We start from the raw sequence: 24,523 nt of genomic DNA, 5'->3' as shown, positions 1-24,523 counted from the left end.
TCAGCCCAGTGGTGACGTCTCCTCGTGGCTGAGACCGTGGGCCGAAGCGACCGGTGCGCTGTACACGGAACCGCCGTGCACGTTGAGGCCGAGGGCGAGAGCGGGATCCGCGGCCAGGGCACTCTTCCACCCGGCGTTCGCGATCGCACGGACATAGGGGAGGGTCGCGTTCGTCAGCGCGTATGTCGACGTGTGCGGGACGGCACCCGGCATGTTCCCGACGCAATAGAACACGGAGCCGTGCACCGTGAACGTCGGGTCGGCGTGGGTGGTCGGGTGGGAGTCCTCGAAGCAGCCGCCCTGGTCGACGGAGATGTCCACGAGCACACTGCCCGGCTTCATCTTCGCCACGAGCGCGTTGCTGACGAGCTTCGGCGTCTGCGCTCCGGCGATCAGGACGGAACCGATGACGAGGTCGGCGCTCACGAGCGAGTGCTCGATCTCGAACGCGTTGCTGGCAATCGTCTTGATCCGGCCCGCGTAGAGGGCGTCGAGTTCGCGGAGCCTGGCGATGTTGGTGTCGAGCACGGTGACGTCAGCGCCGAGACCGACAGCGACGGCAGCGGCGTTCGTGCCTGCGACACCTCCGCCGAGCACCGTGACCCGGGCGGGAGAGGTTCCAGGGACGCCGGGGACGAGGAGACCGGGGCCGCCGTTCGGCTTGAGCATGGTGTTCGCGCCGACGATCGTGGCCAGCCGTCCGGCCACCTCGCTCATCGGGGCGAGGAGGGGGAGCGAGCGGTTCGGCAGCTGAACGGTCTCGTAGGCGATGGCGGTCACGCCCGAGTCGATCAGTGCCCGCGTCAGGTCGGGCTCGGCGGCGAGGTGGAGGTACGTGAACAGGACGAGGCCTTCGCGGAAGTGCCCGTACTCGGCGGCTATCGGCTCCTTCACCTTGAGGAGCAGTTCGGCGCGCGCCCACGTGGTCTCGGCATCCGGAAGGATCGTCGCACCTGCTGCGGCATAGGCGTCGTCGGGGATCGAGGATCCGGCGCCTGCACCGGTCTCGATGAAGACCTCGTGGCCGTGAACGGTGAGTTCGTGGACTCCTGCGGGCGTGATGGCCACGCGGAATTCGTTGTTCTTGACTTCGCGGGGGACGGCGACTCTCATGGTGCTCCTTATTCCGTGCCGTTCCGGATGGGGACGGCACACAGGGGAATGCTTCGCACCCCTGTAGGAGTCGCGACAGCACTGTCAGCGGGCACGGATGCCCGCCACCAGCCTATCGAGTCAGGAGAGTTCGAGCAGCGGGGAGACGCGAATCTCCCCGACGGTGCGGTCCCCGCCTGTGACCGACAGTCTGAGGTCGGGCAGCACCGAGTCGACGACGTCACGCTCGAGCGCGCCGGCGTCCACGAGCAGGCTGAGGCCGACGAGAGTCGCGGCGCGGAGGCTGCCGTCGAGCATCTTCAGGGCGACGGTTGTTCCGTCAGGGGCTGCCATCACCATGACGCCTTCGGCCCCGAGCTTTGCGAACACGCCGAGCCGGTCGATGACGACGGTGTTGGCGCGACCCGCCCCGTCGATCGCCCAGCCGTTCTCGAGCACGGCCTGGCAGAGGATGCCGGCGTTGCGGTAGATCGCGAACGGGGACGTGGGCGATGAAGTGCGGATGCGACCGATCCCGCGGGCGAGACCGGCGAGCGACAACGCCTGAACCGGTGTGCCGCAGCCGTCGACGCCGGTGTGGACGGGGCGTTCGCCGGTGAAACGCTCGAGAACGTCCCGGACCTGGACCTGCATCGGGTGGTCGTTCTCGAGGTAGGTCTCGATCGGCCAGCCGTTGGTGACGCAGGCGAGCAGCATGGCCGCATGCTTGCCCGAACAGTTCATGTAGATGGGCGAAGCTCCGCCGTTGTCGCGGACGAGTTCGTCGCGCGCGGTCGCGTCGAGCGGCCAGTCCGCCGGGCATTGCAGCGCGATCTCGGTCAGCCCGGCCTGGGCGAGGATGCTTCTGACGACGGAGACGTGGCGCTGCGTGCCCGCGTGGCTCGCCGTGGCGAGCACGGCGGCCGCACCGCGCAGGCCGACGCCGGCGTTCATGACCGCGATCGCCTGGAACGGTTTCAGCGAGGAACGGCCGTAGACGGGTGCGGCGGTGTTCCCGAGCGAGCGGATCACGTCGGCGTGCTGGTCGAGCACGATCGCCGATCCGGAGTGCCTGGACTCGACGAAACCGCTGCGGGTGACGACCGCGAGTTCGACGGCGCTCGCCGTGGTGAAAGTCTCGACAAGGTCAGGTGCAGTAGTCACCGGACAAGGCTAGCCGCTGATCCGAGCGGCGGCATGACAAACTGGGCTCATGTTGTTGGGCGAACACGAGTACACCGTCGCTGTCGAGTGGCACGGCAACCGCGGCACGGGCACAAGCGGCTACCGCGACTACAGTCGGGAGCTCGTCGTCACCGCCGAGGGGAAGCATCCGCTCGAAGGGTCGGCCGACAAACCGTTTCGGGGAGACCCGGCCAGGTGGAACCCCGAGGAACTGCTCCTCGCCGCCCTCGCCCAGTGCCACCTGCTCTCCTACCTCCACGTCGCCGTGACCGTCGGCGTCGTCGTGACCGCGTACGAAGACGACGCGAACGGAACCATGGTCGAGGACGGGAAGGGCGGTGGCGCGTTCACCGAGGTGGTCCTCCGCCCCAGGGTCACTGTTGCCGACGCGTCCATGGTGGATGCCGCCCTCGCCGCGCACGGCAGGGCCAACGAGCTCTGCTTCATCGCGAACTCGGTGAACTTCCCGGTGCGCCACGAACCGGAGATCGTCGTCGCCTGACGGCGATCGGATGCCTCAGGGCGTCAGAGGCGCTCGCGCTGGAAGACGGCGCGTTTGAGCTTCTCCATCGTGTCCGCAGGGGGAGTCTCGTTGTAGGAATCCGCGCGTTCCTGGTCGGTGAGCGCGTGGATGGCGTTCATGATCTCGTCCGTGGCCGCTCGCCTGGCCCTGCCGCTCGTCGCGGCACCATGGTGGCTGAGGTCGATGGGTTCGCCGAAGACGACGGTGACCCGCTTCAGCCGCGGAACGGTGCTTCCGACCGGCATGAGTTCATCCGTCCCGATGAGTCCGACGGGAACGACGGGCGAGCCGGTGGAGAGGGCAAGCCAGGCCACACCGGTGCGGCCTTTGTACAGCCGGCCGTCGAGCGAGCGTGTGCCCTCGGGGTAGATGGCGAACGCGCTCTCGGTCTCGAGAATGCGTTTGCCCGCATCGAGGGCTTCCTGTGCGGCAGCGCCTGCGCCGCGTTCGACGGCGACAGCGCCGATCGACGTGAAGAAGGTGCGGGAGACCCAGCCCTTCAGGCCCGACCCGTCGAAATAGCTGGACTTCGCCAGGAACTGTACCCGACGCGGTGCGACGACCGGGATCGCGATGCTGTCGATGAACGACAGGTGGTTGCTGGCGAGGATGACCCGACCGGATGCCGGAACGTTCGAACGGCCGAGGATCCTGGGCCGGTAGACGAGGCGGACGATCGGCATGAGCACCGCGCGGCCGAGGTGATAGACCAGCCCGGGCGAGGCAGTTTCGCCACGCTCATCGACGGTGATTTCGCTGTTTGACACAAAGGATGAGAGTAGTGCCTGTCGTATTCCTCCTTGCGCATGGGGTATCGGCCGTGCGATTGCCGGTGCGCGTTGAGGCCGTTCGCAGGTAATTCGAGGGCTCGTGAGGCAGACTGGCCTTCTCCCACTCCTCTGTGAAAGCGATTCTCTGTGCGCACTTCCCTTCCTCTTCTCCTCGTTGCCGCTGCAGCGTCCGCGCTCGTGCTGTCGGGCTGCTCTACCCCTGAGCCGGCGTCGACCGAAGAACCGGCGGCGCTCAGTTGCGAAGACACGAAGAGCGGCGCTGCGGTCGACTCCGTGAAAGTGACCGGCGATTTCGGCGCCAAGCCGACCGTCGACTTCACGGCACCGCTGAGTGTGAAGAGTTCCGAACGACAGATCGTCATCGAGGGCGACGGGGACGAAGTCCAGCCGGCAGACAGCGTCGCCGTCGAACTGACCCTGTTCAACGCGACCAGCGGCGACCAGCTCGCACAGACCAGGTACGACGGACTCGGCCCGCAGCAGATCGTCGTCGACGACACGACCGGCATCCTGCCGGGCATCGTCAGGACGATCGAGTGCGTCAACGTCGGATCACGGGTCGTCACCGTTGTGGCGCCTGCTGACGGCTTCGGCGACGCAGGCTCCACCGACGCAGGCGTTGCAGGCACCGATTCGCTTCTGCTCGTCGCCGACGTGCTGAGCATCATGCCTGAAAAGGCCACCGGCGTCGACCAGGAGCCTGTCGCCGGCCTGCCCACCGTCGAACTGGCGAAGAACGGCAAGCCGACCGTCACCCTTCCCGAAGGTGACGCGCCTGCCGAACTGCAGCTCGCCACCCTGAAGCAGGGTGACGGCGAACTCGTCGTCGAGGGCGACACCGTCGCGGTCCAGTACCAGGGCACCAACTGGCGCACCGGCGAGGTCTTCGACCAGAGCTGGGGCAAGTCCCCGGCCAGTTTCCAGACGACAGGCGTCGTTCCCGGCTTCTCCAAGGCGCTTGTCGGCCAGGCCGTCGGGTCGCAGGTTATCGTCGTCGTCCCGCCCGCCGAGGGCTACGGTGAGGCCGGCCAGCCCGACGCGGGCATCGAAGGCACCGACACGCTCGTCTTCGTCGTCGACATCCTCGCCACCACCCGGTAGTCCGGGCTGTCCCGGTGGCGAACCGGATGCCGCGGCTAAGCTGACGGGGTGCGTCGCGTTCTCATTCTTGGATCAACCGGCTCGATCGGAACCCAGGCCCTGGATGTCATCAGGGCCAATCCCACCCGATTCGAGGTGGTGGGGCTGTCCGCGAACGCGAACAGGGAACTCCTCGCCGAACAGGCTGCCGAGTTCTCGGTCGACGACACCGCGATCGGTGCCGCCGAGTGCGAGCAGCTCGTCCGGGCTGTCGAGGCGGATGTCGTCCTCAACGGCATCACCGGCTCCGTCGGTCTCGGCCCCACCCTGGCCGCGCTCGAGACCGGCAGGACGCTCGCGCTCGCGAACAAGGAGTCGCTCATCGTCGGCGGCGACCTCGTCACCCGCGTCGCGAAGCCCGGTCAGATCGTCCCCGTCGATTCCGAACACTCCGCCATCGCCCAGGCCCTCAGGGCAGGGACCAGCCGTGAGGTCCGCCGCCTCGTCCTGACGGCATCCGGTGGCCCGTTCCGGGGGAGGACCCGCCAGTCGCTGGCGAAGGTCACGCCTGCCGAGGCGCTGGCCCACCCCACCTGGAACATGGGACCCGTCGTGACGACCAACTCGGCCACCCTCGTCAACAAGGGGCTCGAAGTGATCGAGGCGCACCTGCTCTTCGACGTGCCATACGAGCGCATCGACGTGGTCGTGCACCCGCAGTCGATCGTGCACTCCATGGTCGAGTTCATCGACGGTTCGACACTCGCCCAGGCGTCGCCGCCTGACATGCGGCTGCCGATCTCGCTCGGCCTCGATTGGCCGAACCGCGTCGCCGGTGTGGGGCGGCCGCTCGACTGGACTGCACAGCAGAGCTGGACGTTCGAGCCTCTCGACTCGACGGCTTTCCCCGCCGTCGACCTCGCCAAGACGGTCGGCCGCGCGGGCGGAACGTACCCAGCCGTGTTCAACGCCGCGAACGAACAGGCCGTCGCCGCCTTCCACGAGGGCAGGATCGGCTTCCTCGACATCGTCGACACGGTCAGTCGGGTCGTCGAAGAGCACGAACAGCAGGGCGAACTCAGCCTCGCCAGCCTCGCCGACGCCGAGCGTGAGGCGCGCGCCCACGCCGACCGCGTGATCGCAGCGGTCTAAGCGGCGGTCCAGCCCGCCTCGGCCAGCGCGGCCCGAGTCTCGTCGAGCACCGAGAACGGCACCTTGACCCCGGCGACCTCGCGGTACTCCTTCTCGGCCAGTCCGGCCCAGAGGATCGTGTCAGCGGCCGTCGCCTCGCGCACGGCGGCCCTGATGGCCTCCTCAGGTGCGGCGATCTCGCGGATGTCCCCGCCTGGTTTGGCCGCGCGGGCCCCATCGAGCACCGCTTCACGGATGAGGGCGGGGTCTTCGGAGCGGGGCTGGTGATCGGTGATGATGAGCAGGTCGCTGCCGAGGGCGGCTTCCCTGCCCATCTCCGGGCGCTTGAGCTGGTCGCGGTCACCGTTGGCCCCGGCGATCATGATCACGCGCCCCCTGGTGAGGTGGCGCACGGCTTCGAGGGTTTTGGCGAAGGCATCAGGGGTGTGTCCGGAGTCGACGTACACCGCCGGCCCGTCGACGACAGGCACCTGCACGGCCCGGCCGGGGAGGTGTGCGGTGATCCCGCCGTCGCGACGCAGTGCCGAATCGATTTCGGCGAGGGCGATGCCGGACTCGACGAGCATGGCGATCGCGAGCCCGCCGTTGGCGGCCATGTGCCTGCCGATCACGGGCACCCGCGTCGAGATCTCCGCCCGGTCCGCATCCCGGATGAGCGTGAACGACGTGAAGGACGGGTCCTCTTCGTCGATCCTCACGGTCCAGTCGGCCGCGGTCCCGGGGAGGGAAGTGATCGTGGTCACCGGGATCCCGGCCCGTGCCGCGACTGTGAGGCCGGCAGGAGTGTCGAGCGACACGACGGCGCGCTTGGCGTGTTCGGGGGTGAAGAGGGAGAGCTTCGCGGCGAAGTAGTCGTCCATGCTCGCGTAGTCGTCGAGGTGGTCCTGGCTGAGGTTGGTGAAGGCGGCGACATCGAAGACGAGGCCGTCGACGCGGTGCCGGGTGAGGGCGTGCGCGCTGACCTCGATGATCGCGGCTTCGACGCCGGACTCCTGCATCCGGGCGAGGAGGGCGTGCAATTCGGGCGACTCAGGAGTCGTCAGCGAACTGGCGACCACCTCCCGTCCGATCCGGCGTTCAGCGGTCGAACTGAGTCCTGTCGTCTTGCCCAGCTGCCGCAGGATCGAGTCGAGGAAATGTGCGGTGGAGGTCTTGCCGTTCGTGCCGGTCATGCCGAACACCGGGGGAGCGTTCGTGTCTGTGCCATAGAGCCAGGCGGCCATCGCCCCGATGACGAGGCGCGGCGACTCGACGGTCGCGAGCACAGGTACACCTGACCCGGTCGCAGCGACGAGGCCCTCGGCATCCGTGAGGATCGCGACAGCGCCCCTCGCGACCGCATCGCGCGCGAACGACGCCCCGTGGAACGTCACCCCAGGCACGCCGACGTAGAGGTCACCGGGCCGGACGTCTCTCGAGTCCATGGTGATACCGGTGAGGGTCACCGCCGGCAGCTCTTCGTGCAGAGCCAGCGAGAATCGGTCCGCGAAGGCGGCGAGGGACGTGGGTCTGGGGTGTTCGGGGCGCACAGCCCCATGTTCTCACAGGGGGAACGGAGCATCCCTCACAGCCGGCCGACAGCAACCGTACAGAGCCGCGCTGTATCGTGAGCAGCGTGGAATCCGCCCTTCTGTACATCCTCGGCATCCTGATCATTCTGGTCGGGATCGCCGTGTCGATCGGCCTGCACGAAATCGGTCACCTCGTGCCCGCGAAGCTGTTCGGCGTCAAGGTCACGCAGTACATGATCGGGTTCGGCAAGACCCTCTGGTCGAAGAAGAAGGGTGACACCGAGTACGGCATCAAGGCCATCCCGCTCGGGGGCTACATCTCCATGATCGGGATGTATCCGCCGGCGAAGGACGGAACGGCACGCGAGTCGACGACCGGTTTCCTTCAGACCCTCAGCAACGAGCGTCCGGCGAAATCCGAGTCCCGCGGTGACGGGTTCTTCCGCACCCTTGTGCAGGATGCCAGGGAGGCCAGCGCAGACACCGTCGGCGACGGAGAAGACGACCGCACGTTCTACCGGCTTCCGGTCTGGAAGCGCATCATCATCATGCTCGGCGGACCGACCATGAACCTGCTCCTGGCGATCGTGCTGTTCGCGATCGTGCTGATGGGGTTCGGCGTCCCGCAGTCCACGACCACCGTCGCGACCGTGAGCGAGTGCGTCCTTCCCGCCACGAGCGAGCAGACGACCTGCGCCGACGACGACCCGCTCGCCCCAGGGGCGGCAGCAGGCCTGAAACCCGGCGACACCATCCTCTCGATCGACGGAACCGCCGTCGGTTCCTGGACCGATGCCACCGAGATCATCCGGACGTCACCGGGCCGGGATCTCACCGTCGTGATCTCGCGCGACGGTGCTGAGAGCACCATCGTCCTCACCCCCCTGCTCACCGAACGATACGTCCTCGACGCAGAAGGCAAGCCGGTGACGGATGCCTCGGGCGACCAGGTCACCGAGGACGTCGGGTTCGTCGGCATCGGATCGCAGCAGGCGTTGGTGCCGGAGCCCGCGACCGCGGTCCTGCCCGCCGTCGGGGAGAACATCGGCAGCGTCGCGAACATGATCCTCAATCTGCCCGACCGTCTGATCGGCATCGCGAACGCCGCGTTCGGCCCGGGGGAACGCGACCCGAACGGCCCGATCAGCGTCGTCGGTGTCGGCCGGATCGCCGGCGAGGTGGTGAGCCTCGAAGAGGTCCCCGTCGCCAGCAAGGTCCAGACCGTCCTCGGCATCCTCGGCTCGCTGAACATCGCGCTGTTCGTCTTCAACCTCGTTCCCCTTCTCCCTCTCGACGGTGGACACGTCGCCGCAGCTCTCTGGGAAGCGATCCGTCGCGGGTTCGCCCGTCTGTTCAACCGTCCAGACCCCGGGCCGGTCGACGCGGCGAAGCTGATGCCCCTCACCTTCGTCGTCGTCATCGTGCTCGGAGGCATGAGCGCGCTGCTGATCTTCGCCGACATTGTGAAGCCGGTCAGCCTCTTCGGCTGAGCCGTACTCCGCAAGGAGTAGTCCCAGACGCCGGGCGGTGGATGGCGGTCCGTGAACTTCTCACTACTCTTGAGGGATGCTCCCCGCGGCGGTCGACCCTGAACACGGCGACCCGTTTGCCCGGTGGGGCGGTCGGCCGCCGTTCCGTGGGCTGCCGCCCGCCGCTCGGCTCTGGCTTCCCGTCCTGCTCTCCTTTCTCGTGCAGGTGCCCCCGACGGCCTTTTTTCTCTGGCGGACCGAGCCCGACACGACGGGTGCTCTCGCCGCCCTGAGCATCGCCGTCGCGGCAGCAGGGCCGATCGCGCTGCTCGGCGCCCGCCGATTCCCCGGCCTCGTGGCGGCCGTCGTGACCGCGGCTGCCGTCGCCGACCTTCTCCTGCCACCCGAGTTCGGCCCGCCGTACCTGGCCTTCGCCTTCGCCATCGTGCTCGGCATCGTTCGGGGTGCGCGCGTCTGGGTCTACAGCTCCGTCGCCGTCGGCTGGGTCGCCGCAGTGACGATGGGGTCCCTTCTCGGCACCGACTGGCATCCGGTTCGGATCGCCGTGGCGACGGCGGGGATCGCCCTGCTGCTCGCCGTCGCCGAACGAGTTCGCCAGCGCCGCGACCGGATCGGCGAAGCCAGGCGCAGGGCCGTCGAGCACCGCCAGTCGGTCGAGCAGGCCGAGCGGATGCGGATCGCCCGCGAACTGCACGACGTGCTCGCGCATTCGCTCTCGCAGATCAACGTGCAGGCTGGTGTCGGTCTCCACCTCATGGACACCGAGCCCGAGCGGGCCCGTGAAGCGCTCGCGAACATCAAGTCGGCGAGCAAGACGGCACTCGACGAAGTCAGGGGAGTGCTCGCGTTCCTCCGGGCAGACAGCGTCGACGCGGCGTCGCTCGCGCCACAGCCCGACCTCGCCAGGATCCCTGACATCGTCGAGTCCATGCGCGCGCAGGGACTCGACGTCGAGTACACGGCGAACCTCGACAGCGTGCCGTCCGCTGCCGTCCAGCTCGCGCTGTTCCGCATCGTCCAGGAGAGCCTCACCAATGTGCTTCGCCACGCCCAGGCCAGCAGGGCGGAGGTGCGCCTGGACGAGACCGCGGGCACGATCCGCCTGACCATCGCCGACAACGGCAGGGGAGCGGTCGACCCGTTCCGCGGCGACACGGGCAACGGCATCCTCGGGATGACCGAACGTGCCGAACTGCTCGGAGGGACCCTCGTCACGGGGAACGGCACCGACGGGGGATTCCTCGTCACGGCCACGCTGCCGGGGACCTCATGATCCGTGTCGTGATCGCGGACGACCAGCAGCTCATTCGGGCCGGGTTCCGTGCGCTGCTCCAGGCCGAACCCGACATCGAGGTCGTCGGCGAGGCGGCGACAGGGGCGGATGCCGTTGCGAGCATCAGGGAGCATCGCCCGGATGTCGCGCTGATGGACATCCGGATGCCTGACGGTGACGGCCTGTGGGCGACGGAGCAGATCACGGCGGACCCGGCGCTCGCCGGAACCAGGATCGTCGTCGTCACGACCTTCGAACTCGACGAGTACGTCGCCCAGGCGATCGCCGCAGGCGCGAGCGGATTCCTCGTGAAAGACACGGAACCGGTCGAGCTGATCAGGTCGGTGAGGATCGCCGCTGCGGGCGACGCGCTCCTCTCACCGAGCGTGACCAGGCGGCTCCTGGAGCGGATCTCCGGCCGGCTCCACTCGACGGTGACCCCTCAGCTCCTCGACGCCCTCACCGACAGGGAACGCGAGGTGATGGTCCTCGTCGCCGCGGGTCTTTCCAACGAGGAGATCGGCGCCCGGCTGTTCCTCAGCCCGCTCACCGCGAAGACGCATGTATCCCGCATCCTCACGAAGCTCGGTGCCCGTGACCGGGTGCAACTCGTCGTGCTCGCCTACGAAAGCGGACTCGTGGCGCCTGGCTTCACCGCCTGACGTCGTCCGAGCGGAGTACGCCGGATTCGTCCCCCCGGCAGATTCCCGCGAGCCGCCCAGCATCGATGCTTGGGCTGACGGTTCCGGTGGAACCGACGAACGAAGGGACACTTTCATGATCAGCACACTCGCATCACCGGCGCTCGCGACGGTCGCCATGCACCCGGGCTGGGGGCCAGGCTTCGGCTGGTGGTTCTTCCTGATCCCGGTCTTCTGGATCCTCGTGTTCGCGCTGCTCTTCGCCTTCCTCGGGCGACGCTGGCGCCGGTCGGCACCTCCGTGGGCCGCTGCGCACAGCCCGGGCAGAAGCGCTGAGAGCACCCTGGCCGAACGCTTCGCGCAGGGCGACATCGACGAGACCGAATACCGGGCACGCCTCGAGGTGATCAGGACGAACAACCCCTCCGGCCGCTAGGGGTTTGCCCGCGCGGACCCGACAGCGGGTTACGCGCGGGCGAACCGCGCCAGCGAACGGGCCTTGGCCTTCTCAGCCTCGACATCGCGGTCCTTCGGCGGCGCCGTCGTCACGAGATCCTCGAGCAGATGCCTCGTGACGTGGGCGATCTCGGCGACCGCGAGGTTGAAGGCATCCTCGTTGACCTTCGACGGTTTCGTCGACCCGCTGACCTTGCGGACGAACTGGAGAGCGGCGGCGTGCACCTCATCGTCGGTGGCGGCCGGCTCGAAATTATGGAGCGTATGGATGTTTCGGCACATGGCCCCAGATTAACCGCCGCTGGGCCGATGCGGAAGAGGTTGTCTCCCGCGCTCGACAGAGTCGTCATCCGAGAAATCGCTCGTCATCCTGTTGAGCGTGCGCGAGCACACATTTCTCCTGTTGGACGCGCACCGGCCGGTCGGATCAGACGGTCGCGGCCATCGCGCGCTCGACGGCCGCGATAGACGTCGCGATGTCTGCGGCATCCGTCGACCAGTTGCTCACCGAGATCCTGAGGATGTCGCGACCCTGCCACCGGGACCCGCTCATCCACACGTCGCCGTCGGCGATGAGTGCCTGGGTGACAGCCCGGGTGCGCTCGTCGCTGCCGAAACTGAGGCAGACCTGGGTGAACACGACGTCGTTGAGCACCTCGACTCCGTCCAGCGCCGACAGCCCATCTGCGAGTTCACGCGCTGTCGCGGCGAGACGTTCGACGAGGGCGATGGTGCCTGAGCGTCCGAGTGACTTCAGCGCTGCCCAGGTCGGGATGCCACGGGCACGGCGCGACATCTCCGGCACTCTCTCGAAAGGATCGCCGACGGCGTCGTCGTGGAGAAGGTAGTCGGTGTGGGCGCCGAAGGCCGACCGCAGCAGATGCGGTTTCGCAACGATCGCGAGGCCGCAGTCATACGGCACATTGAGCGTCTTGTGTGCGTCAGTCGCCCAGGAATCCGCCAACTCCAAGCCGTCGAGAGCACTGTCGTATCGCGGGCTGACCGCGGCCCAGAGACCGAACGCACCGTCGACGTGCACCCACGCGCCGTGCCTGTGCGCGACCTCGATGGCCTCGCGCATCGGATCAAAGGCACCTGAGTGAAGGTTGCCGGCCTGGAGACAGACGATCACAGGACCATCCACCGTGGCGAACGCAGCCTCGAGCGCGTCGGGTCGAAGCCTGCCCTGGTCGTCCGCTGCGACCGCGGTGGGGGAGCCGAGACCGAGGTAGCGAAGGGCCAGGTCCACGGACGTGTGCCGTTCGTCACCGACGAGCACCGTCACCCGAGGCGCGCCGGTGAGTCCGTCGACGTTGACGTCCCAGCCGGCGTCGGCGAGGACGCTGGCCCTCCCGGCGGCGAGTCCCACGAAATTCGCAACGGTCGCGCCCGTGGTGAATCCCACCCCTGAACCCGGGGGGAGCTTGAGCAGGTCGAGGAGCCATCGCCCCGCGGCCTCCTCGATCGCGGCGGTCGCCGGAGTGGCGTTCCGCATCCCGGTGTTCTGGTCCCAGGCACTGACCATCCAGTCGGCTGCGAGTGCGGCGGGGAGAGTCCCGCCCATCACCCAGCCGTAGAACCGTCCGGAGGGGATCCCCATCAGACCCGGTTCGGCGAGTGCGGCGAGTTCATCGACCACGTCGGCGGGATCCGTCGGTGCGTCGGGGAGGGGACCGCTCGTGTGGGCAGCCACCTCGTCCACCGTCGATCGCGGTGCGATCGGCCGGGTGGGCAGCGATGACAGCCACTCGAGGGAGTGGGCGTGAGCCCGGTCGAGGGCGGCGCGATACGCCTGAGATTCCGCAGACACACCCGAAGAGTAGACCTGAATCGCCGCAGCGCAACAGCCCCCACCGACGCCGTGCCCGATGCTTCGCCTCCTAGGCTGGGACCATGACCGTCGACGAACACGACCCCTACCTCTGGCTCGAAGACATCGACGGCGAGACGGCCCTCGACTGGGTCCGCGCACGGAACGACGAAACTCTTGGCGGGCTGGCCGCCTCAGACGCGTTCGAGCGCACCGAAGAGGCCATTCGTGGCGTGCTCGACTCGGACGCGAAACTGCCCCTGGTCCAGAAGGTCGGCGATTTCTACTACAACTTCTGGACGGATGCCGGGCACCAGCGCGGCCTCTGGCGGCGGACGACGCTCGACGAATACCGCTCGCCGCAGCCCGCCTGGGAGACCGTCCTCGACATCGACGCACTGAACGCCGCAGAGGGCGAAGACTGGGTCTGGCACGGCGCCAGTGTTCTCCGGCCCGACTATCGCAAGGCCCTCATCGACCTGTCCCACGGTGGATCGGATGCGGATGTCACGCGCGAGTTCGACCTCGAGACGTTCCGGTTCGTGCCGCCGGAGGAGGGCGGCTTCTTCCGTCCCGAGTCCAAGGGCGGGCTCGGCTGGATCGACGATGACACCGTCTTCCTGTCCTCAGCGCTCGGCGAGGGGGCGCTGACCTCGTCCGGCTATCCGCGGACCGCCAGAAGATGGAAGCGGGGGACACCGATCGAGTCCGCCGAGACCGTGTTCGAGGGCGAGGTCTCGGATGTGTCCGTGCGCGCGTTCCGCAGTCACACGCCCGGCTACATCCGTGACTTCTTCTGGCGCGCGACCACGTTCTACACGTCAGAGGTGTTCGTCATCGTCGACGGCATCCCCACACGCATCGACGTTCCCGACTCGGCGGAGATCGGGTACTCGAGGCAGTGGCTGCTGATCGAACTCCGCGACGACTGGACACCGGACGGCGTGACCTACCGAGCCGGGTCGCTGCTCGCCGCCGACTTCGAGGGTTTCCTCGCGGGCGACCGCTCGTTCGAGCTCGTCTTCGAGCCGACACCGACGACGTCGCTCTCCGGCGCGACCTGGACTCGCGACCAGCTCGTCCTCACCGTCCTCGACGATGTGAAGAGCCGCATCCGCGTGCTCACACCGACGGATGCCGCGTGGCAGCGCAGCGAGTTCCCCGGCGCGCCCGAGTTCGGTACCGTCCAGGTGTCGGCGGTCGACCCGGACGAGAACGACCTCGTCTGGGTCGTGGCCACCGATTACCTCACCCCGACCACGCTGTCGATCGCGACGGTCGGACAGGCCGGCGCGCTCCCCATCCCGCTGAAGTCTCAGCCCGCCTTCTTCGACCCGGCCGGGCTGACGATCGAGCAGCAGTTCGCGGAATCCGAGGACGGCACGAGGGTTCCGTACTTCCTCGTCCACCGGGAGGATGCCGCCTTCGACGGGTCGACACCGACCCTGTTGTACGGCTATGGCGGTTTTGAGATCTCGCTGACGCCCGGCTATTCGGGAACGATCGGCCGTGCCTGGCTGGAGCAGGGCGGCGCGTACGCGGTTGCGAACATCCGTGGCGGTGGCGAATACGGACCGACCTGGCACCAGGCCGCGCTCAAGGAGAACAGGCACCGCGCATACGAGGACTTCGCCGCCGTCGCCCGCGACCTCATCGCCAGGGGCGTCACGTCGCCCGCCCATCTCGGCGTCCAGGGCGGCTCGAACGGCGGTCTGCTCACCGGCAACATGCTCACCGCGTACCCCGAACTGTTCGGCGCCGTTGTGATCCAGGTGCCGTTGCTCGACATGAAGCGGTACTCGAAGCTCCTGGCCGGCGCGTCGTGGATGGCCGAGTACGGCGACCCGGACGATCCCGACCAGTGGGAGTACCTGCAGACGTTCTCGCCGTACCACCTCGTCGAGGACGGAAAGCAGTACCCGCCCGTGCTCCTGACCACGTCGACCCGCGACGATCGGGTGCACCCGGGCCACGCACGCAAAATGGCTGCGAAGCTGATCGACTCGGGTGCCGACGTCACCTATTACGAGAACATCGAGGGTGGGCACGGGGGAGCGGCGACGAACGCGCAGGCCGCGCGCATGTCAGCGCTGGCCTGGCGTTTCCTCGCCGAACGTCTGGCCTGATCTCAGCGGGAGAGTGACATCGGAAGGTCCTTCTCCCAGGTCAGCCGCCGGCTGGTAGGGTGATGCAGCCCTGCCTGCCTTTCGAAGAAAGCCGACCGTGTCGCACACCTTGCCTGCACCGCCGTTTTCGCTCTTCCGCCCGCGCGCGATGCTCGTTGCGCTGATATGCGTGGTCCTCGCTATCGGCGTCGTTCCTGGCGAGGCGGATGCGGCCGAAGTGACCGCTTCTCCCTCGGCCGTCGCGGCGGCGGTACCAGCCAACGACAACCGCGACTTCTCGGGCGACGGCATACCCGATGTGCTGGCGATCACGTCGGCTGGGGCGCTGATGATGTACCGCGGGGCGGTTCATCCGTTCAACAACGAGTTCCTACCGCTGAGCGGGTCGCGCGCCACCGTGATCGGGTCCGGATGGTCAGGTTTCGACCAGGTCTTCTCGCCCGGTGACTTTTCAGGTGATGGCAACCCCGACCTGCTCGCCCGTGACCGCTCCGGCGGCCTGTGGCTCTATCGAGGCAACGGCCTCGGCGGCTGGCTTGGCTCGAAGAAGGTCGGTGTGGGCTGGGGGTCGTTCACAGCGGTCATCTCAGCTGGGGACTTCGACGTCAATGGCACCAAGGACGTCTTCGCTCGTGACAGCTCGGGGCGCTTGTGGCTCTACGCGGGCAACGGCACCGGCGGATTCTCGAGCTCCCGTCTCATCGGTAAGGGCTGGGGGATCTTTTCGCTGCTCGTCGGTGGCATCAGCCTGAATCGCGATGGTTTGCCCGATCTGGTCGGGCGGACCTCGATGCGGGTGTCCTTGTCGGGGCCGCTGGCCCCAGGCGACACGCTCTACCTCTACGGGAACAACGGTGCCGGAGGCTGGCTGCCCGGTCACCAGTTCCTTGGCACCGGTTGGAAAAACTACAACGCACTGGCTCAGTTCGGTGGGAGGGGGCTCGTCGGACGCGACCTGCAGGGACGACTGTGGATGTTCCATCTGGCGAATCGCGAAGGCTGGGCGCCCCCGTTCCAGCTCGGGTCAGGCTGGAGTTCGATGCGCCTCGTCGGCTGAGCGGCTCAGCGCGAGAGCAGGAGGGCGTCGCCCTGGCCGCCGCCTCCGCAGAGAGCTGCGGCGGCTTTGCCTGAGCCGCGCCGCGACAGCTCGAGTGCGGCGTGCAGCACGAGCCGTGCGCCTGACGCGCCGATCGGGTGACCGAGCGCGATCGCACCGCCGTGGATGTTGACCTTCTCGGGGTCGAGTTCCAGGTCACGCATCGACTGCACGCTGACGGCCGCGAACGCCTCGTTGATCTCAATCAGGTCGAGGTCGGAAGCCGTCCAGCTTGCTTTGTCGAGGGCGGCGGCGATGGCGCGTGACGGCTGCGAGTGCAGCGAGTTGTCGGGGCCGGCGACCGATCCGGATGCTCCGACGACGGCGAGCCACGACAGGCCGCGTTCCTCGGCCCACGACCGGCGCGCCAGGATGAGGGCGCAAGCTCCGTCGCTGAGCGGTGACGAGTTGCCTGCCGTGATCGTGCCGTCCTTGTCGAAGGCAGGCCGCAGGGCGCCGAGGGACTCGGCCGTCGAATCGCCGCGCACTCCCTCGTCCACGGTGAGCACGGTCGGTTCGCCGCGACGTGACGGAACGGTGACCGGGGTGATCTCCCCGTCGAACAGACCCGACGACTGGGCGGCTGCCGCCCGCTGGTGCGAGCCGGCGGCGACGGCATCCTGAGCGGCGCGATCGATGCCGAGGGGAGCGTTGTGACGCTCCGTCGAGATGCCCATCGAGTCGCCGTCGAAGGCGTCGGTGAGTCCGTCGAAGGCGGCGGTGTCGATGAGCGTCACGTCGCCGTACTTGTAGCCCTTGCGTGACGCGGGCAGCACGTAGGGAGCGTTCGTCATCGACTCCTGCCCGCCGGCGACGACGACGGATGCTTCGCCGGCGCGGATGAGGCGCGCAGCGTCCACGACGGCGTGGATGCCCGAGAGACAGACCTTGTTCACGGTGACGGCGGGCACGTTCCAGCCGATGCCTGCAGCACGTGCGGTCTGGCGGGCAGGGTTCTGCCCTGCTCCGGCCTGGAGCACCTGGCCGAAGACCACGGCGTCGATGTCATCCGCGTCGACACCCGACCGTTCGATGGCCGCCCGCAGGGCGATCGCCCCGAGTTCGACGGCGCTGAAACCTGCAAGCTGTCCGAGCAGGCGGCCCTGAGGGGTCCGTGCACCGGCCAGGATGACCACATCGTCTGAACTCATAGTTTTCTCGACTCCTTCGTCGTTTCCGCACTGGTCTGCACGGTGAACATGCTTCTTCTAGCTTGCCACGGATTCGGACGGTTTCCCCCGGCCCGGTCGCACCCGCAGCCCTGATTCCACCGATAGGTTTGTAGGCGCGAGGCACCGGCGCCAGAAGCACCGCGCCTCGCGACTCCGCGTCCGCAGAACGGCGGATCGGGCAGCGATGGAGGTGCGACGGTGACTTTGGACAAGACAGTGGCAAGCGCGGCCGAGGCGGTGGCGGACATCGCCAGCGGTTCGTCGATCGCGGTGGGAGGCTTCGGGTTGTGTGGCAACCCGATGATCCTGATCCAGGCCCTTCTCGACCAGGGGAGCGATGACCTCTCGATCGTCAGCAACAACTGCGGCGTCGACGACTGGGGCCTCGGCGTTCTTCTCGCCAACCGCCGCATCCGCAAGATGACGTCGTCGTACGTCGGTGAGAACAAGGAGTTCGAGCGCCAGTTCCTCTCCGGCGAGCTCGAGGTCGAGCTCACGCCGCAGGGCACCCTCGCCGAGAAGCTCCGTGCAGGCGGCGCGGGCATCGGGGCGTTCTTCACCCAGACCGGTGTGGGCACTCAGGTCGCCGAAGGCGGGCTGCCTCGACGCTACGACGGATCCGGTGCCATCGCCATCGCCTCGCCGGCGAAGGATGTGCGCAACTTCACCGTGCGCGGCGAGGAGAAGCCCTTCGTTCTCGAGGAGGCGATCGCCACCGACTTCGCTCTCGTTCACGCCAAACGCGGTGACCGGCACGGGAACCTCGTCTTCGACAAGTCCGCCCGCAACTTCTCGCCGCTCGCGGCGATGGCCGGCCGGATCTGCATCGCCCAGGTCGAGGAACTCGTCGAACCGGGGGAGATCGACCCTGACGCCGTTCACCTGCCTGGTGTCTTCGTGCATCGCGTCGTGCTCGTCGGACCCGACATCGAGAAACGTATCGAACGACGAACCGTTCGCACAACGGAAGGTGCCTGACCCATGGCTCTCACCCGCAACGAGATGGCCGCACGCGCCGCCCTCGAACTGACCGACGGCGCATACGTCAACCTCGGCATCGGCCTGCCGACCCTGGTGCCGAACTACGTGCCTGACGACATCACCGTCACCCTGCAGTCGGAGAACGGCATCCTGGGTGTCGGACCATATCCGACAGAGGATGCCGTCGATCCTGACCTCATCAACGCGGGCAAGGAGACCGTCACCACCCTCCACGGCACGTCGTTCTTCGACTCGGCCCTGAGCTTCGCGATGATCCGCGGTGGCAAGATCGACGCAGCCATCCTCGGCGCCATGCAGGTCTCCGCGACCGGTGACCTCGCGAACTGGATGATCCCCGGCAAGGTCGTCAAGGGCCCAGGCGGAGCGATGGACCTCGTCCACGGCGCCGGGCGCGTCATCGTCCTGATGGAGCACGTGGCTAGGGACGGCTCAGCCAAGATCGTGAACGACTGCTCGCTGCCGCTCACCGGCCGGGCCGTCGTTCACCGCATCATCACCGTCCTCGCCGTGATCGACGTCACCCCTGACGGTCTCGTGCTCGTCGAAGTGGCGCCGGGCGTCACTGTCGATGAGGTCATCGCTGCCACCGAACCGCCGCTCAGAGTCGCAATCGGCTGACCCGTGTCGCACGTTCGGGCGCCGAAACAGGTGCCCGGGCGTGCGGCAAGCGTTCAGGGGTCCCGGCGTAGGATGGCATCGTGCCAGCAGTTAATTTGGGAATGCCCAAGGTCCCCGAAGTCCTCGCTCCACGGCGTAAGACCCGTCAGATCAAGGTCGGCAAGGTCCTCGTCGGAGGTGACGCGCAGATCAGCGTCCAGTCGATGACGACGACGCCGACGCCGAACATCAACGCGACCCTCCAGCAGATCGCCGAGCTGACGGCATCCGGCTGTGACATCGTCCGCGTGGCGGTGCCCAGCCGTGACGACGCCGAGGCGCTGCCGATCATCGCGAAGAAGAGCCAGATTCCGGTCATCGCCGACATCCACTTCCAGCCGAACTACGTCTACGCGGCGATCGACGCCGGCTGTGCGGCTGTGCGAGTCAACCCCGGCAACATCCGTAAGTTCGACGACCAGATCGCCGAGATCGCCCGCAGGGCCAAGGCCGCAGACGTGTCGATCCGCATCGGTGTCAACGCCGGTTCACTCGACCCGCGACTGCTGCAGAAGTACGGCAAGGCTACGCCGGAGGCGCTCGTCGAGAGTGCCGTCTGGGAAGCCAGCCTCTTCGAGGAGCACGACTTCCACGACTTCAAGATCTCGGTCAAGCACAACGACCCGATCGTCATGGTGAAGGCCTACCGCCTGCTCGCCGAGCGCGGCGACTGGCCGCTGCACCTCGGTGTGACCGAGGCAGGGCCGTCGTTCCAGGGCACGATCAAGAGCGCGACCGCGTTCGGCATCCTGCTCTCTGAGGGCATCGGTGACACGATCCGGGTCTCGCTCAGTGCGCCGCCCGCCGAAGAAGTGAAGGTCGGCTTGCAGATCCTGCAGTCGCTCAACCTGCGTGAGCGCAAGCTCGAGATCGTCTCCTGCCCGAGCTGTGGCCGTGCGCAGGTCGACGTCTACAAGCTCGCCAACGATGTGACGGATGGTCTCGAAGGCATGACCGTTCCCCTTCGCGTCGCGGTGATGGGATGTGTCGTCAACGGTCCAGGCGAAGCGCGCGAAGCGGACCTCGGTGTCGCCAGCGGTAACGGCAAGGGCCAGATCTTCGTCAAGGGTGAGGTCATCAAGACCGTGCCCGAGTCCGAGATCGTCGCCACGCTGATCGAAGAGGCCAACCGCCTCGCGGCTGAGATGCCGGCGAGCGACACGTCTATCGGTGCGCCGGTGGTCAGCGTCAGCTGATCGCAGTCTGAGGTGCTGGCTCTGGCAATTTCGCGCGCGTTCGAGCGCCGACCTGAATTGCGCTGGGCCAGGGTGGAGCGTAAAGCGCACCTTTGTGCGAATCCGACGCGGGCGGGTCATACGGAACGTAGGCGGCGACAAGCGTCGCGACGCCCGTAGCTGCTGGGATGTGTCCGCAGAGGGTCCGGCTTGCGGCGATCGAGGCAATCGCTAGCGGCCGGCGGTCTTCCGTTACTTCGCCGTCGCTGGACGGCACGGAGGGTGATTTTAGCTCGTGGCTCAGAAACTGAGCAGGAGGGCCAGGACCGCGAGAACGAGTGCGACCACGATGATGCCCAGAGCGACCTTTCGACCCCGCGTCCACGGCTGACCTTTAGCGCCCGGCCGTGGGAACGCGTATACGGCAACGCCGATAGCCAGCGCCAGGGAAACCAAGGAGAGGATCAATGACGGGCTCATGTGGCGGAGTCTACTGAAGCCGAATCAACTTTGGACAGCGGACCTTCGAGGTGCCGTTCAGGGGCTCTCCGGCGCTGCCGGGTGAGTCAGGTAATTTCTGCCTCTCTGTACGCAAGGCGCCGAAGGTGGAAGGTGACTCGAACGAGGTAAATCATCGCCACCAGTGCTAGCACTGCGGCGATGAAGAAGAGGGGACTGACGATGAACCCCAATCCGACCAAAGCGACCGTCCCCATAAACATCGCAGTTGCAGAGAGCCAGGTCATTTCGCGCGGAAGCAGACCCCAGACCCGTTCATCTTCGAGCACTGTCAGATTCATGAACGAACTCTCCCATAGGGGACGCACTATCGAAAGCAACGGTAGGCCGCTGGACCCTTCGGCTCAGTGTTCCGCGAGGAACTGGGCAACTGCCGACGATGGCTCGTGGCCACGGGCAGATGATCGCACGCGCTGCGTTCCGCGTCGAGACTCTCGTGGGGTTGGGCTTTGCCTACTTCTTCGGTTTCCCGTACCGATTCCTTCCGTCGCCCTCAACTCGTCTTCCTTTCAGGCCCAGGACGACGCCCATGATCAATAGAAGGGTCCCAGCAGCAACCGGACCAATAGCAATGGCTGAATAGGAGTGCGCGTCAATCACGCCAGCCCAATCGAGCAGGAAGAGAGATCCGCCAAGAATCAGTAAGCCAAGGCCGACGACGGCGAGCCACCAACTCGACATTTCTCTAGTCTCAGGGGCTTTAGCCACGGGACTCCTCGTCGTTTACGTAGTTCGTCAGCGTAGCGCTTCGCTACCATCATGCGAGGCCGGGCAGATGGTTCTCGCTAAGGGTCAGGGTGTACCGTCACGGTCATGGCCTCACTTGTGCAGCAACGCATGGCGATAGAAAGGCACCGGAGTTTCGGTGTCTTCTTCTTGAGCATCGGCATCATTTCCGCGGTCATTCTGGTCATCGGTGGGGTGGCCACCTCTTGGAGTTGGAACCCGTGGATTCAGATCGTACTGGTGGTCTTATGGAGCGCGATGGGGCTTTTCTTCCTCCGCCGCTATCAGCGCGAGATAGCGGTCTTCACCGCCGAGCACGGTACTGACGCCGGGAAACGCTAGAGGCACGAGGCCCTGACTCTAGGTTCGTGTACCGGTGGGCGTTCCCTCTGAGGGTTGCGCTCGCGGTTGACGTGCGAATCCCACATCCGAGATCTTGGATGAACAGTCACGCTCTAGAGTCTGCATATGAGCGACACTGGTCGCGAGTTTTCGAGCATCCCAGGGGTAGCGCTGATCGTGACCACCGGCAACCGTAGGAACTCCCCAACACCGCTCTTTGGGAAACGTCGCGACGGAATCACCCCATCTGGGGGACCTGCGACGCAGGACGATCCTGTCAAGCTCGGCGAATAACGGTCGTTGGGGCAGCATAAACGCTGCTAACAGCATCCGCGTTTCTGCCAGGGAAGGAGGCCAGCAATGGCCACCCAAGGAACCCAGTCCACCGTCGCCGTCGCTGAGAGCTACGCTCACACCGAAAGGGTCGTCTTTGCCATCCTGATGATCGTTGGCTCGCTCGTCCTCCTCGCCGCGACAATCACCCATCCTGCGCACGGCATCCGAGTCACCAGCGGGTCGGAGTACTACGACGCCGCGCACGACCACTCGACCCAATTCTTCATCGCGCACACGCTGTTCTTCGTGGGAGGAGTCATCCTGGCCCCGGCGGTTATCGGGCTGAACCGGCTGGTGCGGCCCAGCCACCCCAAGGCTGCGTTGTGGGGGCTCGTGCTCTCGGCCATGGGTTTCGTGGGCTGGGGCGCGTTCGACGGCATGGACTTCATGACCTACATCGCCGGCGCGAGCACGAACCTGGACACGACCATGATGCAGACCTACGTCGACGACGCGCTGGCGAACACCGCCGTCGCGATCCCGACAGGCATCGCCTTCGGACTCCTCGTCGTCGGACTCATCGTGACCTGCGTCGGACTGCACCGTGCCGGCATCCTCCACTTCGCGCTCGCGCTATTGCTGCCGATCGGGGTCATCGGCATCCTGAGCTTCCTCGACTATCCGCCGCTGCTGATTGCCTCCGGCCTCTGCATTTGCGCGAGCATCGGGACCGTCGGTGTGCGGCAGCTCCGGGCGAAAGACAGCCCGGCAGGTCAGCCTGCGCCATCATGATCGCCCTCGCGGCGCCGCACGAGCGCCCTGCACACCGAAATCAGTCGGGCACGCCGCGGTCGCGGCCGGCATTCTGGGAGCCGAGGGACGACCATAACGCTCGTCGCGGAACCCCGCGGCTTTCGCCCCGATGAGCATGGAGGCCCCGATGACAACATCAGTTGCGCCCACGACATCCCCAGCCTCTCATCAGTGGTCGGCAGTCGCCGACGTGCTGGTGGTCTTCGGGATAACCGGCGACCTCGCCAGGGTGATGACCTTCCGCTCGCTGTATCGGTTGGAGCAGCGAGGGCTGCTCGACTGTCCCATCGTCGGCGTGGCCGTCGACGACTGGTCGCTAGAGCGATTGGTGCAGCGTGCGCGGGACTCGATCGTAGCGACGGGCGAGGTGCTAAACGAGGACACGTTCGCTCGGTTCGCCGGACGGCTGGCCTATGTGCAGGGCGATTTCGCCGACGCGAACACCTACCAGCGGGTAGGTGAGGCGATCCGCGGAGCGAAGCATCCCGTGTTCTATCTCGAGATCCCCCCGTTCCTGTTCGGCACCGTCGTAAAGGGACTGTCCGAAGCCGGGCTGACCGCGGCGGCACGGGTCGTCGTCGAGAAGCCGTTCGGCCACGACGTCGAATCGGCCAAGGCGCTCGCGGCGGAATTGCGCGCGCACATCGAAGAACCGCAGCTGTACCGGATCGATCACTACCTGGGGAAGAGGGGCTATGAGGAGATCCTCTACCTCCGCTTCGCCAACACCATTCTCGAACCGCTCTGGAATCGCAGCTACGTGGAGTGCGTGCAGATTACGATGGCCGAAGACTTCGGCGTCGAGGATCGGGGTCACTTCTACGACCCGGTTGGCGCGCTGCGGGACGTGGTGGTCAATCACCTTATGCAGGTGGTGGCGGCGGCCGCTATGGAGCCCCCGTCCGCGCAGGGGCCGGACTCGCTGCGCGATGCGGCGGTCACGCTGTTCCGTGCCGTGAAGGCCGCCGATCCCGCTCACTACATCCGGGGCCAGTACGACGGCTACCAGGACATCGCCGGCGTCGCCGACGGCTCGACCACCGAGACGTATGCGGCCCTGCGCCTCGAGATCGACAACTGGCGCTGGCAGGGCGTCCCGTTCTACATCAGGACCGGCAAACGACTTCCCGTGACCCAAACCGAGGTGCGCGTCGTCTTCCGGGAGCCGCCACCTGTCCACCTGGGGCTCGGCAGCGGGGAGGACCGTCAGCCGGTGCGCGACGAGTTCGTGATCAAGTTCGATCCCTCGACCGGCGTCCGGCTACTCATCGACGCCCACCGCGGCGACGGCACGGGACCCCAGGCGATCACCCTAGACGCGGAATTCGCCGACCAGGGCGGTGAGGGTCCCACACCCTACGAGGTGCTGCTGCACGCGGCGATGGTCGGAGACTCTAGTCACTTCAAGCGGCAGGACGTCGTGGACGAGAACTGGCGGATCATGCAGCCGCTGATCGACAACCCGCCCCCCGTGCATCCGTACGCGCCGGGGACGTGGGGGCCCGCGATTGCGTCGACCCTCGTCGAGGCCCACAGCGGCTGGCAGGGTCCTTGGATCGTCGATCCGGCGCGAGCGGTCGCACCGTGATCATCTCGAAGTAGCGATACAAATGAG

Annotated in this window: 24 protein-coding genes; 15 read left to right on the top strand and 9 right to left on the bottom strand. The window is 66.9% G+C overall.

The genetic code is table 11. From position 1 onward, the window contains the following. Together ald and AC1M2K_RS01255 are read right to left on the bottom strand one after the other, a co-directional pair. The gene (ald, locus tag AC1M2K_RS01260) at positions 1 to 1,113 is read right to left on the bottom strand and encodes an alanine dehydrogenase (protein WP_480239529.1); all 1,113 of its coding nucleotides are present in this window, start codon (positions 1,111 to 1,113) and stop codon (positions 1 to 3) included. A gap of 120 nt (positions 1,114 to 1,233) precedes the next feature. Beyond that, on the bottom strand, positions 1,234 to 2,256 hold the full coding sequence (locus tag AC1M2K_RS01255) for an asparaginase (RefSeq protein ID WP_480237599.1): 1,023 nt from the start codon (positions 2,254 to 2,256) through the stop codon (positions 1,234 to 1,236). A gap of 52 nt (positions 2,257 to 2,308) precedes the next feature. Between AC1M2K_RS01255 and AC1M2K_RS01250 the strand changes: the two genes are divergently transcribed. Next, positions 2,309 to 2,779: an OsmC family protein gene (locus AC1M2K_RS01250; RefSeq protein WP_480240793.1), complete on the top strand. Its 471-nt coding sequence runs from the start codon at positions 2,309 to 2,311 to the stop codon at positions 2,777 to 2,779. A gap of 23 nt (positions 2,780 to 2,802) precedes the next feature. On the opposite strand, the gene AC1M2K_RS01245 is transcribed toward AC1M2K_RS01250, so the two are convergent. Continuing rightward, positions 2,803 to 3,483 (bottom strand): lysophospholipid acyltransferase family protein, encoded by a 681-nt coding sequence (locus AC1M2K_RS01245; RefSeq protein ID WP_480240792.1) that lies wholly within the window; start codon positions 3,481 to 3,483, stop codon positions 2,803 to 2,805. Positions 3,484 to 3,717: 234 nt separating this feature from the next. On the opposite strand from AC1M2K_RS01245, the gene AC1M2K_RS01240 reads away from it, so the two are divergent. Both AC1M2K_RS01240 and dxr read left to right on the top strand, forming a co-directional pair. Next, positions 3,718 to 4,692 (top strand): FKBP-type peptidyl-prolyl cis-trans isomerase, encoded by a 975-nt coding sequence (locus tag AC1M2K_RS01240; protein WP_480239528.1) that lies wholly within the window; start codon positions 3,718 to 3,720, stop codon positions 4,690 to 4,692. A 48-nt stretch (positions 4,693 to 4,740) separates the two neighbouring features. Further along, complete coding sequence (gene dxr / locus AC1M2K_RS01235; protein WP_480239527.1) at positions 4,741 to 5,823, top strand: 1-deoxy-D-xylulose-5-phosphate reductoisomerase; 1,083 nt, start codon at positions 4,741 to 4,743, stop codon at positions 5,821 to 5,823. Here dxr and AC1M2K_RS01230 read toward each other — a convergent pair. After that, positions 5,820 to 7,352 carry a Mur ligase family protein gene (locus AC1M2K_RS01230; RefSeq protein ID WP_480239526.1) on the bottom strand — a complete coding sequence of 511 codons (1,533 nt, stop codon included), beginning with the start codon at positions 7,350 to 7,352 and terminating at the stop codon, positions 5,820 to 5,822. The genes dxr and AC1M2K_RS01230 overlap by 4 nt on opposite strands. Before the next feature lie 86 nt (positions 7,353 to 7,438). On the opposite strand from AC1M2K_RS01230, the gene AC1M2K_RS01225 reads away from it, so the two are divergent. From AC1M2K_RS01225 to AC1M2K_RS01210, 4 genes are all read left to right on the top strand, one after another. Then, entirely contained in the window at positions 7,439 to 8,824 is a 1,386-nt protein-coding gene (locus tag AC1M2K_RS01225; RefSeq protein ID WP_480239525.1) for a M50 family metallopeptidase, read from the top strand. A 76-nt stretch (positions 8,825 to 8,900) separates the two neighbouring features. Beyond that, positions 8,901 to 10,097 (top strand): sensor histidine kinase, encoded by a 1,197-nt coding sequence (locus AC1M2K_RS01220; RefSeq protein ID WP_480239524.1) that lies wholly within the window; start codon positions 8,901 to 8,903, stop codon positions 10,095 to 10,097. Then, complete coding sequence (locus AC1M2K_RS01215; protein WP_480237593.1) at positions 10,094 to 10,759, top strand: response regulator; 666 nt, start codon at positions 10,094 to 10,096, stop codon at positions 10,757 to 10,759. Before AC1M2K_RS01220 ends, AC1M2K_RS01215 begins: the two co-directional genes overlap by 4 nt. Positions 10,760 to 10,874: 115 nt before the next feature. Then, the gene (locus tag AC1M2K_RS01210) at positions 10,875 to 11,174 is read left to right on the top strand and encodes an SHOCT domain-containing protein (RefSeq protein WP_480239523.1); all 300 of its coding nucleotides are present in this window, start codon (positions 10,875 to 10,877) and stop codon (positions 11,172 to 11,174) included. 29 nt (positions 11,175 to 11,203) lie between these two features. On the opposite strand, the gene AC1M2K_RS01205 is transcribed toward AC1M2K_RS01210, so the two are convergent. Both AC1M2K_RS01205 and AC1M2K_RS01200 read right to left on the bottom strand, forming a co-directional pair. Next, positions 11,204 to 11,476, bottom strand: coding sequence for a DUF2277 domain-containing protein (locus AC1M2K_RS01205; RefSeq protein WP_480239522.1), 273 nt, complete (start codon positions 11,474 to 11,476; stop codon positions 11,204 to 11,206). A 145-nt stretch (positions 11,477 to 11,621) separates the two neighbouring features. Continuing rightward, entirely contained in the window at positions 11,622 to 13,004 is a 1,383-nt protein-coding gene (locus tag AC1M2K_RS01200) for a pyridoxal phosphate-dependent decarboxylase family protein (RefSeq protein WP_480239521.1), read from the bottom strand. A gap of 83 nt (positions 13,005 to 13,087) precedes the next feature. Here AC1M2K_RS01200 and AC1M2K_RS01195 point away from each other — a divergent pair, with 83 nt between their 5' ends. Both AC1M2K_RS01195 and AC1M2K_RS01190 read left to right on the top strand, forming a co-directional pair. Beyond that, positions 13,088 to 15,130, top strand: coding sequence for a prolyl oligopeptidase family serine peptidase (locus AC1M2K_RS01195; RefSeq protein WP_480239520.1), 2,043 nt, complete (start codon positions 13,088 to 13,090; stop codon positions 15,128 to 15,130). Positions 15,131 to 15,227: 97 nt separating this feature from the next. Beyond that, on the top strand, positions 15,228 to 16,187 hold the full coding sequence (locus AC1M2K_RS01190) for an FG-GAP-like repeat-containing protein (RefSeq protein WP_480239519.1): 960 nt from the start codon (positions 15,228 to 15,230) through the stop codon (positions 16,185 to 16,187). Between the two features lie 5 nt (positions 16,188 to 16,192). Here the strand turns inward: AC1M2K_RS01190 and AC1M2K_RS01185 are convergent, their stop codons facing one another. After that, positions 16,193 to 17,377 (bottom strand): acetyl-CoA C-acetyltransferase, encoded by a 1,185-nt coding sequence (locus tag AC1M2K_RS01185; protein ID WP_480239518.1) that lies wholly within the window; start codon positions 17,375 to 17,377, stop codon positions 16,193 to 16,195. A gap of 219 nt (positions 17,378 to 17,596) precedes the next feature. On the opposite strand from AC1M2K_RS01185, the gene AC1M2K_RS01180 reads away from it, so the two are divergent. From AC1M2K_RS01180 to ispG, 3 genes are all read left to right on the top strand, one after another. Further along, complete coding sequence (locus AC1M2K_RS01180; protein ID WP_480239517.1) at positions 17,597 to 18,376, top strand: CoA transferase subunit A; 780 nt, start codon at positions 17,597 to 17,599, stop codon at positions 18,374 to 18,376. Between the two features lie 3 nt (positions 18,377 to 18,379). Further along, on the top strand, positions 18,380 to 19,018 hold the full coding sequence (locus AC1M2K_RS01175; protein WP_480239516.1) for a 3-oxoacid CoA-transferase subunit B: 639 nt from the start codon (positions 18,380 to 18,382) through the stop codon (positions 19,016 to 19,018). 80 nt (positions 19,019 to 19,098) lie between these two features. Next, complete coding sequence (gene ispG, locus AC1M2K_RS01170; protein ID WP_480239515.1) at positions 19,099 to 20,253, top strand: flavodoxin-dependent (E)-4-hydroxy-3-methylbut-2-enyl-diphosphate synthase; 1,155 nt, start codon at positions 19,099 to 19,101, stop codon at positions 20,251 to 20,253. 279 nt (positions 20,254 to 20,532) lie between these two features. Here ispG and AC1M2K_RS01165 read toward each other — a convergent pair whose 3' ends face one another. Together AC1M2K_RS01165 and AC1M2K_RS01160 are read right to left on the bottom strand one after the other, a co-directional pair. After that, positions 20,533 to 20,712: a hypothetical protein gene (locus tag AC1M2K_RS01165; RefSeq protein ID WP_480239514.1), complete on the bottom strand. Its 180-nt coding sequence runs from the start codon at positions 20,710 to 20,712 to the stop codon at positions 20,533 to 20,535. Between the two features lie 86 nt (positions 20,713 to 20,798). After that, positions 20,799 to 21,032, bottom strand: coding sequence for a hypothetical protein (locus AC1M2K_RS01160; protein WP_480239513.1), 234 nt, complete (start codon positions 21,030 to 21,032; stop codon positions 20,799 to 20,801). Between the two features lie 532 nt (positions 21,033 to 21,564). Here AC1M2K_RS01160 and AC1M2K_RS01155 point away from each other — a divergent pair. The 3 genes from AC1M2K_RS01155 (at position 21,565) to zwf (ending at position 24,496) form a co-directional block, all read left to right on the top strand. Continuing rightward, the gene (locus AC1M2K_RS01155) at positions 21,565 to 21,819 is read left to right on the top strand and encodes a hypothetical protein (protein WP_480239512.1); all 255 of its coding nucleotides are present in this window, start codon (positions 21,565 to 21,567) and stop codon (positions 21,817 to 21,819) included. A gap of 360 nt (positions 21,820 to 22,179) precedes the next feature. Continuing rightward, a complete protein-coding gene (locus AC1M2K_RS01150) occupies positions 22,180 to 22,887 on the top strand; it encodes a hypothetical protein (protein ID WP_480239511.1) in 708 nt (235 codons plus the stop codon). Between the two features lie 211 nt (positions 22,888 to 23,098). Continuing rightward, positions 23,099 to 24,496: a glucose-6-phosphate dehydrogenase gene (gene zwf, locus AC1M2K_RS01145; protein WP_480239510.1), complete on the top strand. Its 1,398-nt coding sequence runs from the start codon at positions 23,099 to 23,101 to the stop codon at positions 24,494 to 24,496. Positions 24,497 to 24,523: the final 27 nt, after the last annotated feature.

Source organism: Mycetocola sp. Y171 (genome assembly GCF_056713165.1).
The sequence above is the reverse complement of the archived record's forward strand: the minus strand, read 5'-3'. Positions and strand labels throughout refer to the sequence as shown.

Coding starts and splice junctions, on each gene's coding strand:
- AC1M2K_RS01210 (WP_480239523.1), top strand. CDS start 10,875: ATGATCAGCACACTCGCATCACCGGCGCTCGCGACGGTCGCCATGCAC.
- AC1M2K_RS01220 (WP_480239524.1), top strand. CDS start 8,901: ATGCTCCCCGCGGCGGTCGACCCTGAACACGGCGACCCGTTTGCCCGG.
- AC1M2K_RS01165 (WP_480239514.1), bottom strand. CDS start 20,712: ATGAGCCCGTCATTGATCCTCTCCTTGGTTTCCCTGGCGCTGGCTATC.
- AC1M2K_RS01205 (WP_480239522.1), bottom strand. CDS start 11,476: ATGTGCCGAAACATCCATACGCTCCATAATTTCGAGCCGGCCGCCACC.
- AC1M2K_RS01175 (WP_480239516.1), top strand. CDS start 18,380: ATGGCTCTCACCCGCAACGAGATGGCCGCACGCGCCGCCCTCGAACTG.
- ald (WP_480239529.1), bottom strand. CDS start 1,113: ATGAGAGTCGCCGTCCCCCGCGAAGTCAAGAACAACGAATTCCGCGTG.
- AC1M2K_RS01155 (WP_480239512.1), top strand. CDS start 21,565: ATGGCCTCACTTGTGCAGCAACGCATGGCGATAGAAAGGCACCGGAGT.
- AC1M2K_RS01195 (WP_480239520.1), top strand. CDS start 13,088: ATGACCGTCGACGAACACGACCCCTACCTCTGGCTCGAAGACATCGAC.
- AC1M2K_RS01160 (WP_480239513.1), bottom strand. CDS start 21,032: ATGAATCTGACAGTGCTCGAAGATGAACGGGTCTGGGGTCTGCTTCCG.
- AC1M2K_RS01150 (WP_480239511.1), top strand. CDS start 22,180: ATGGCCACCCAAGGAACCCAGTCCACCGTCGCCGTCGCTGAGAGCTAC.
- AC1M2K_RS01185 (WP_480239518.1), bottom strand. CDS start 17,377: ATGAGTTCAGACGATGTGGTCATCCTGGCCGGTGCACGGACCCCTCAG.
- AC1M2K_RS01245 (WP_480240792.1), bottom strand. CDS start 3,483: ATGCCGATCGTCCGCCTCGTCTACCGGCCCAGGATCCTCGGCCGTTCG.
- AC1M2K_RS01215 (WP_480237593.1), top strand. CDS start 10,094: ATGATCCGTGTCGTGATCGCGGACGACCAGCAGCTCATTCGGGCCGGG.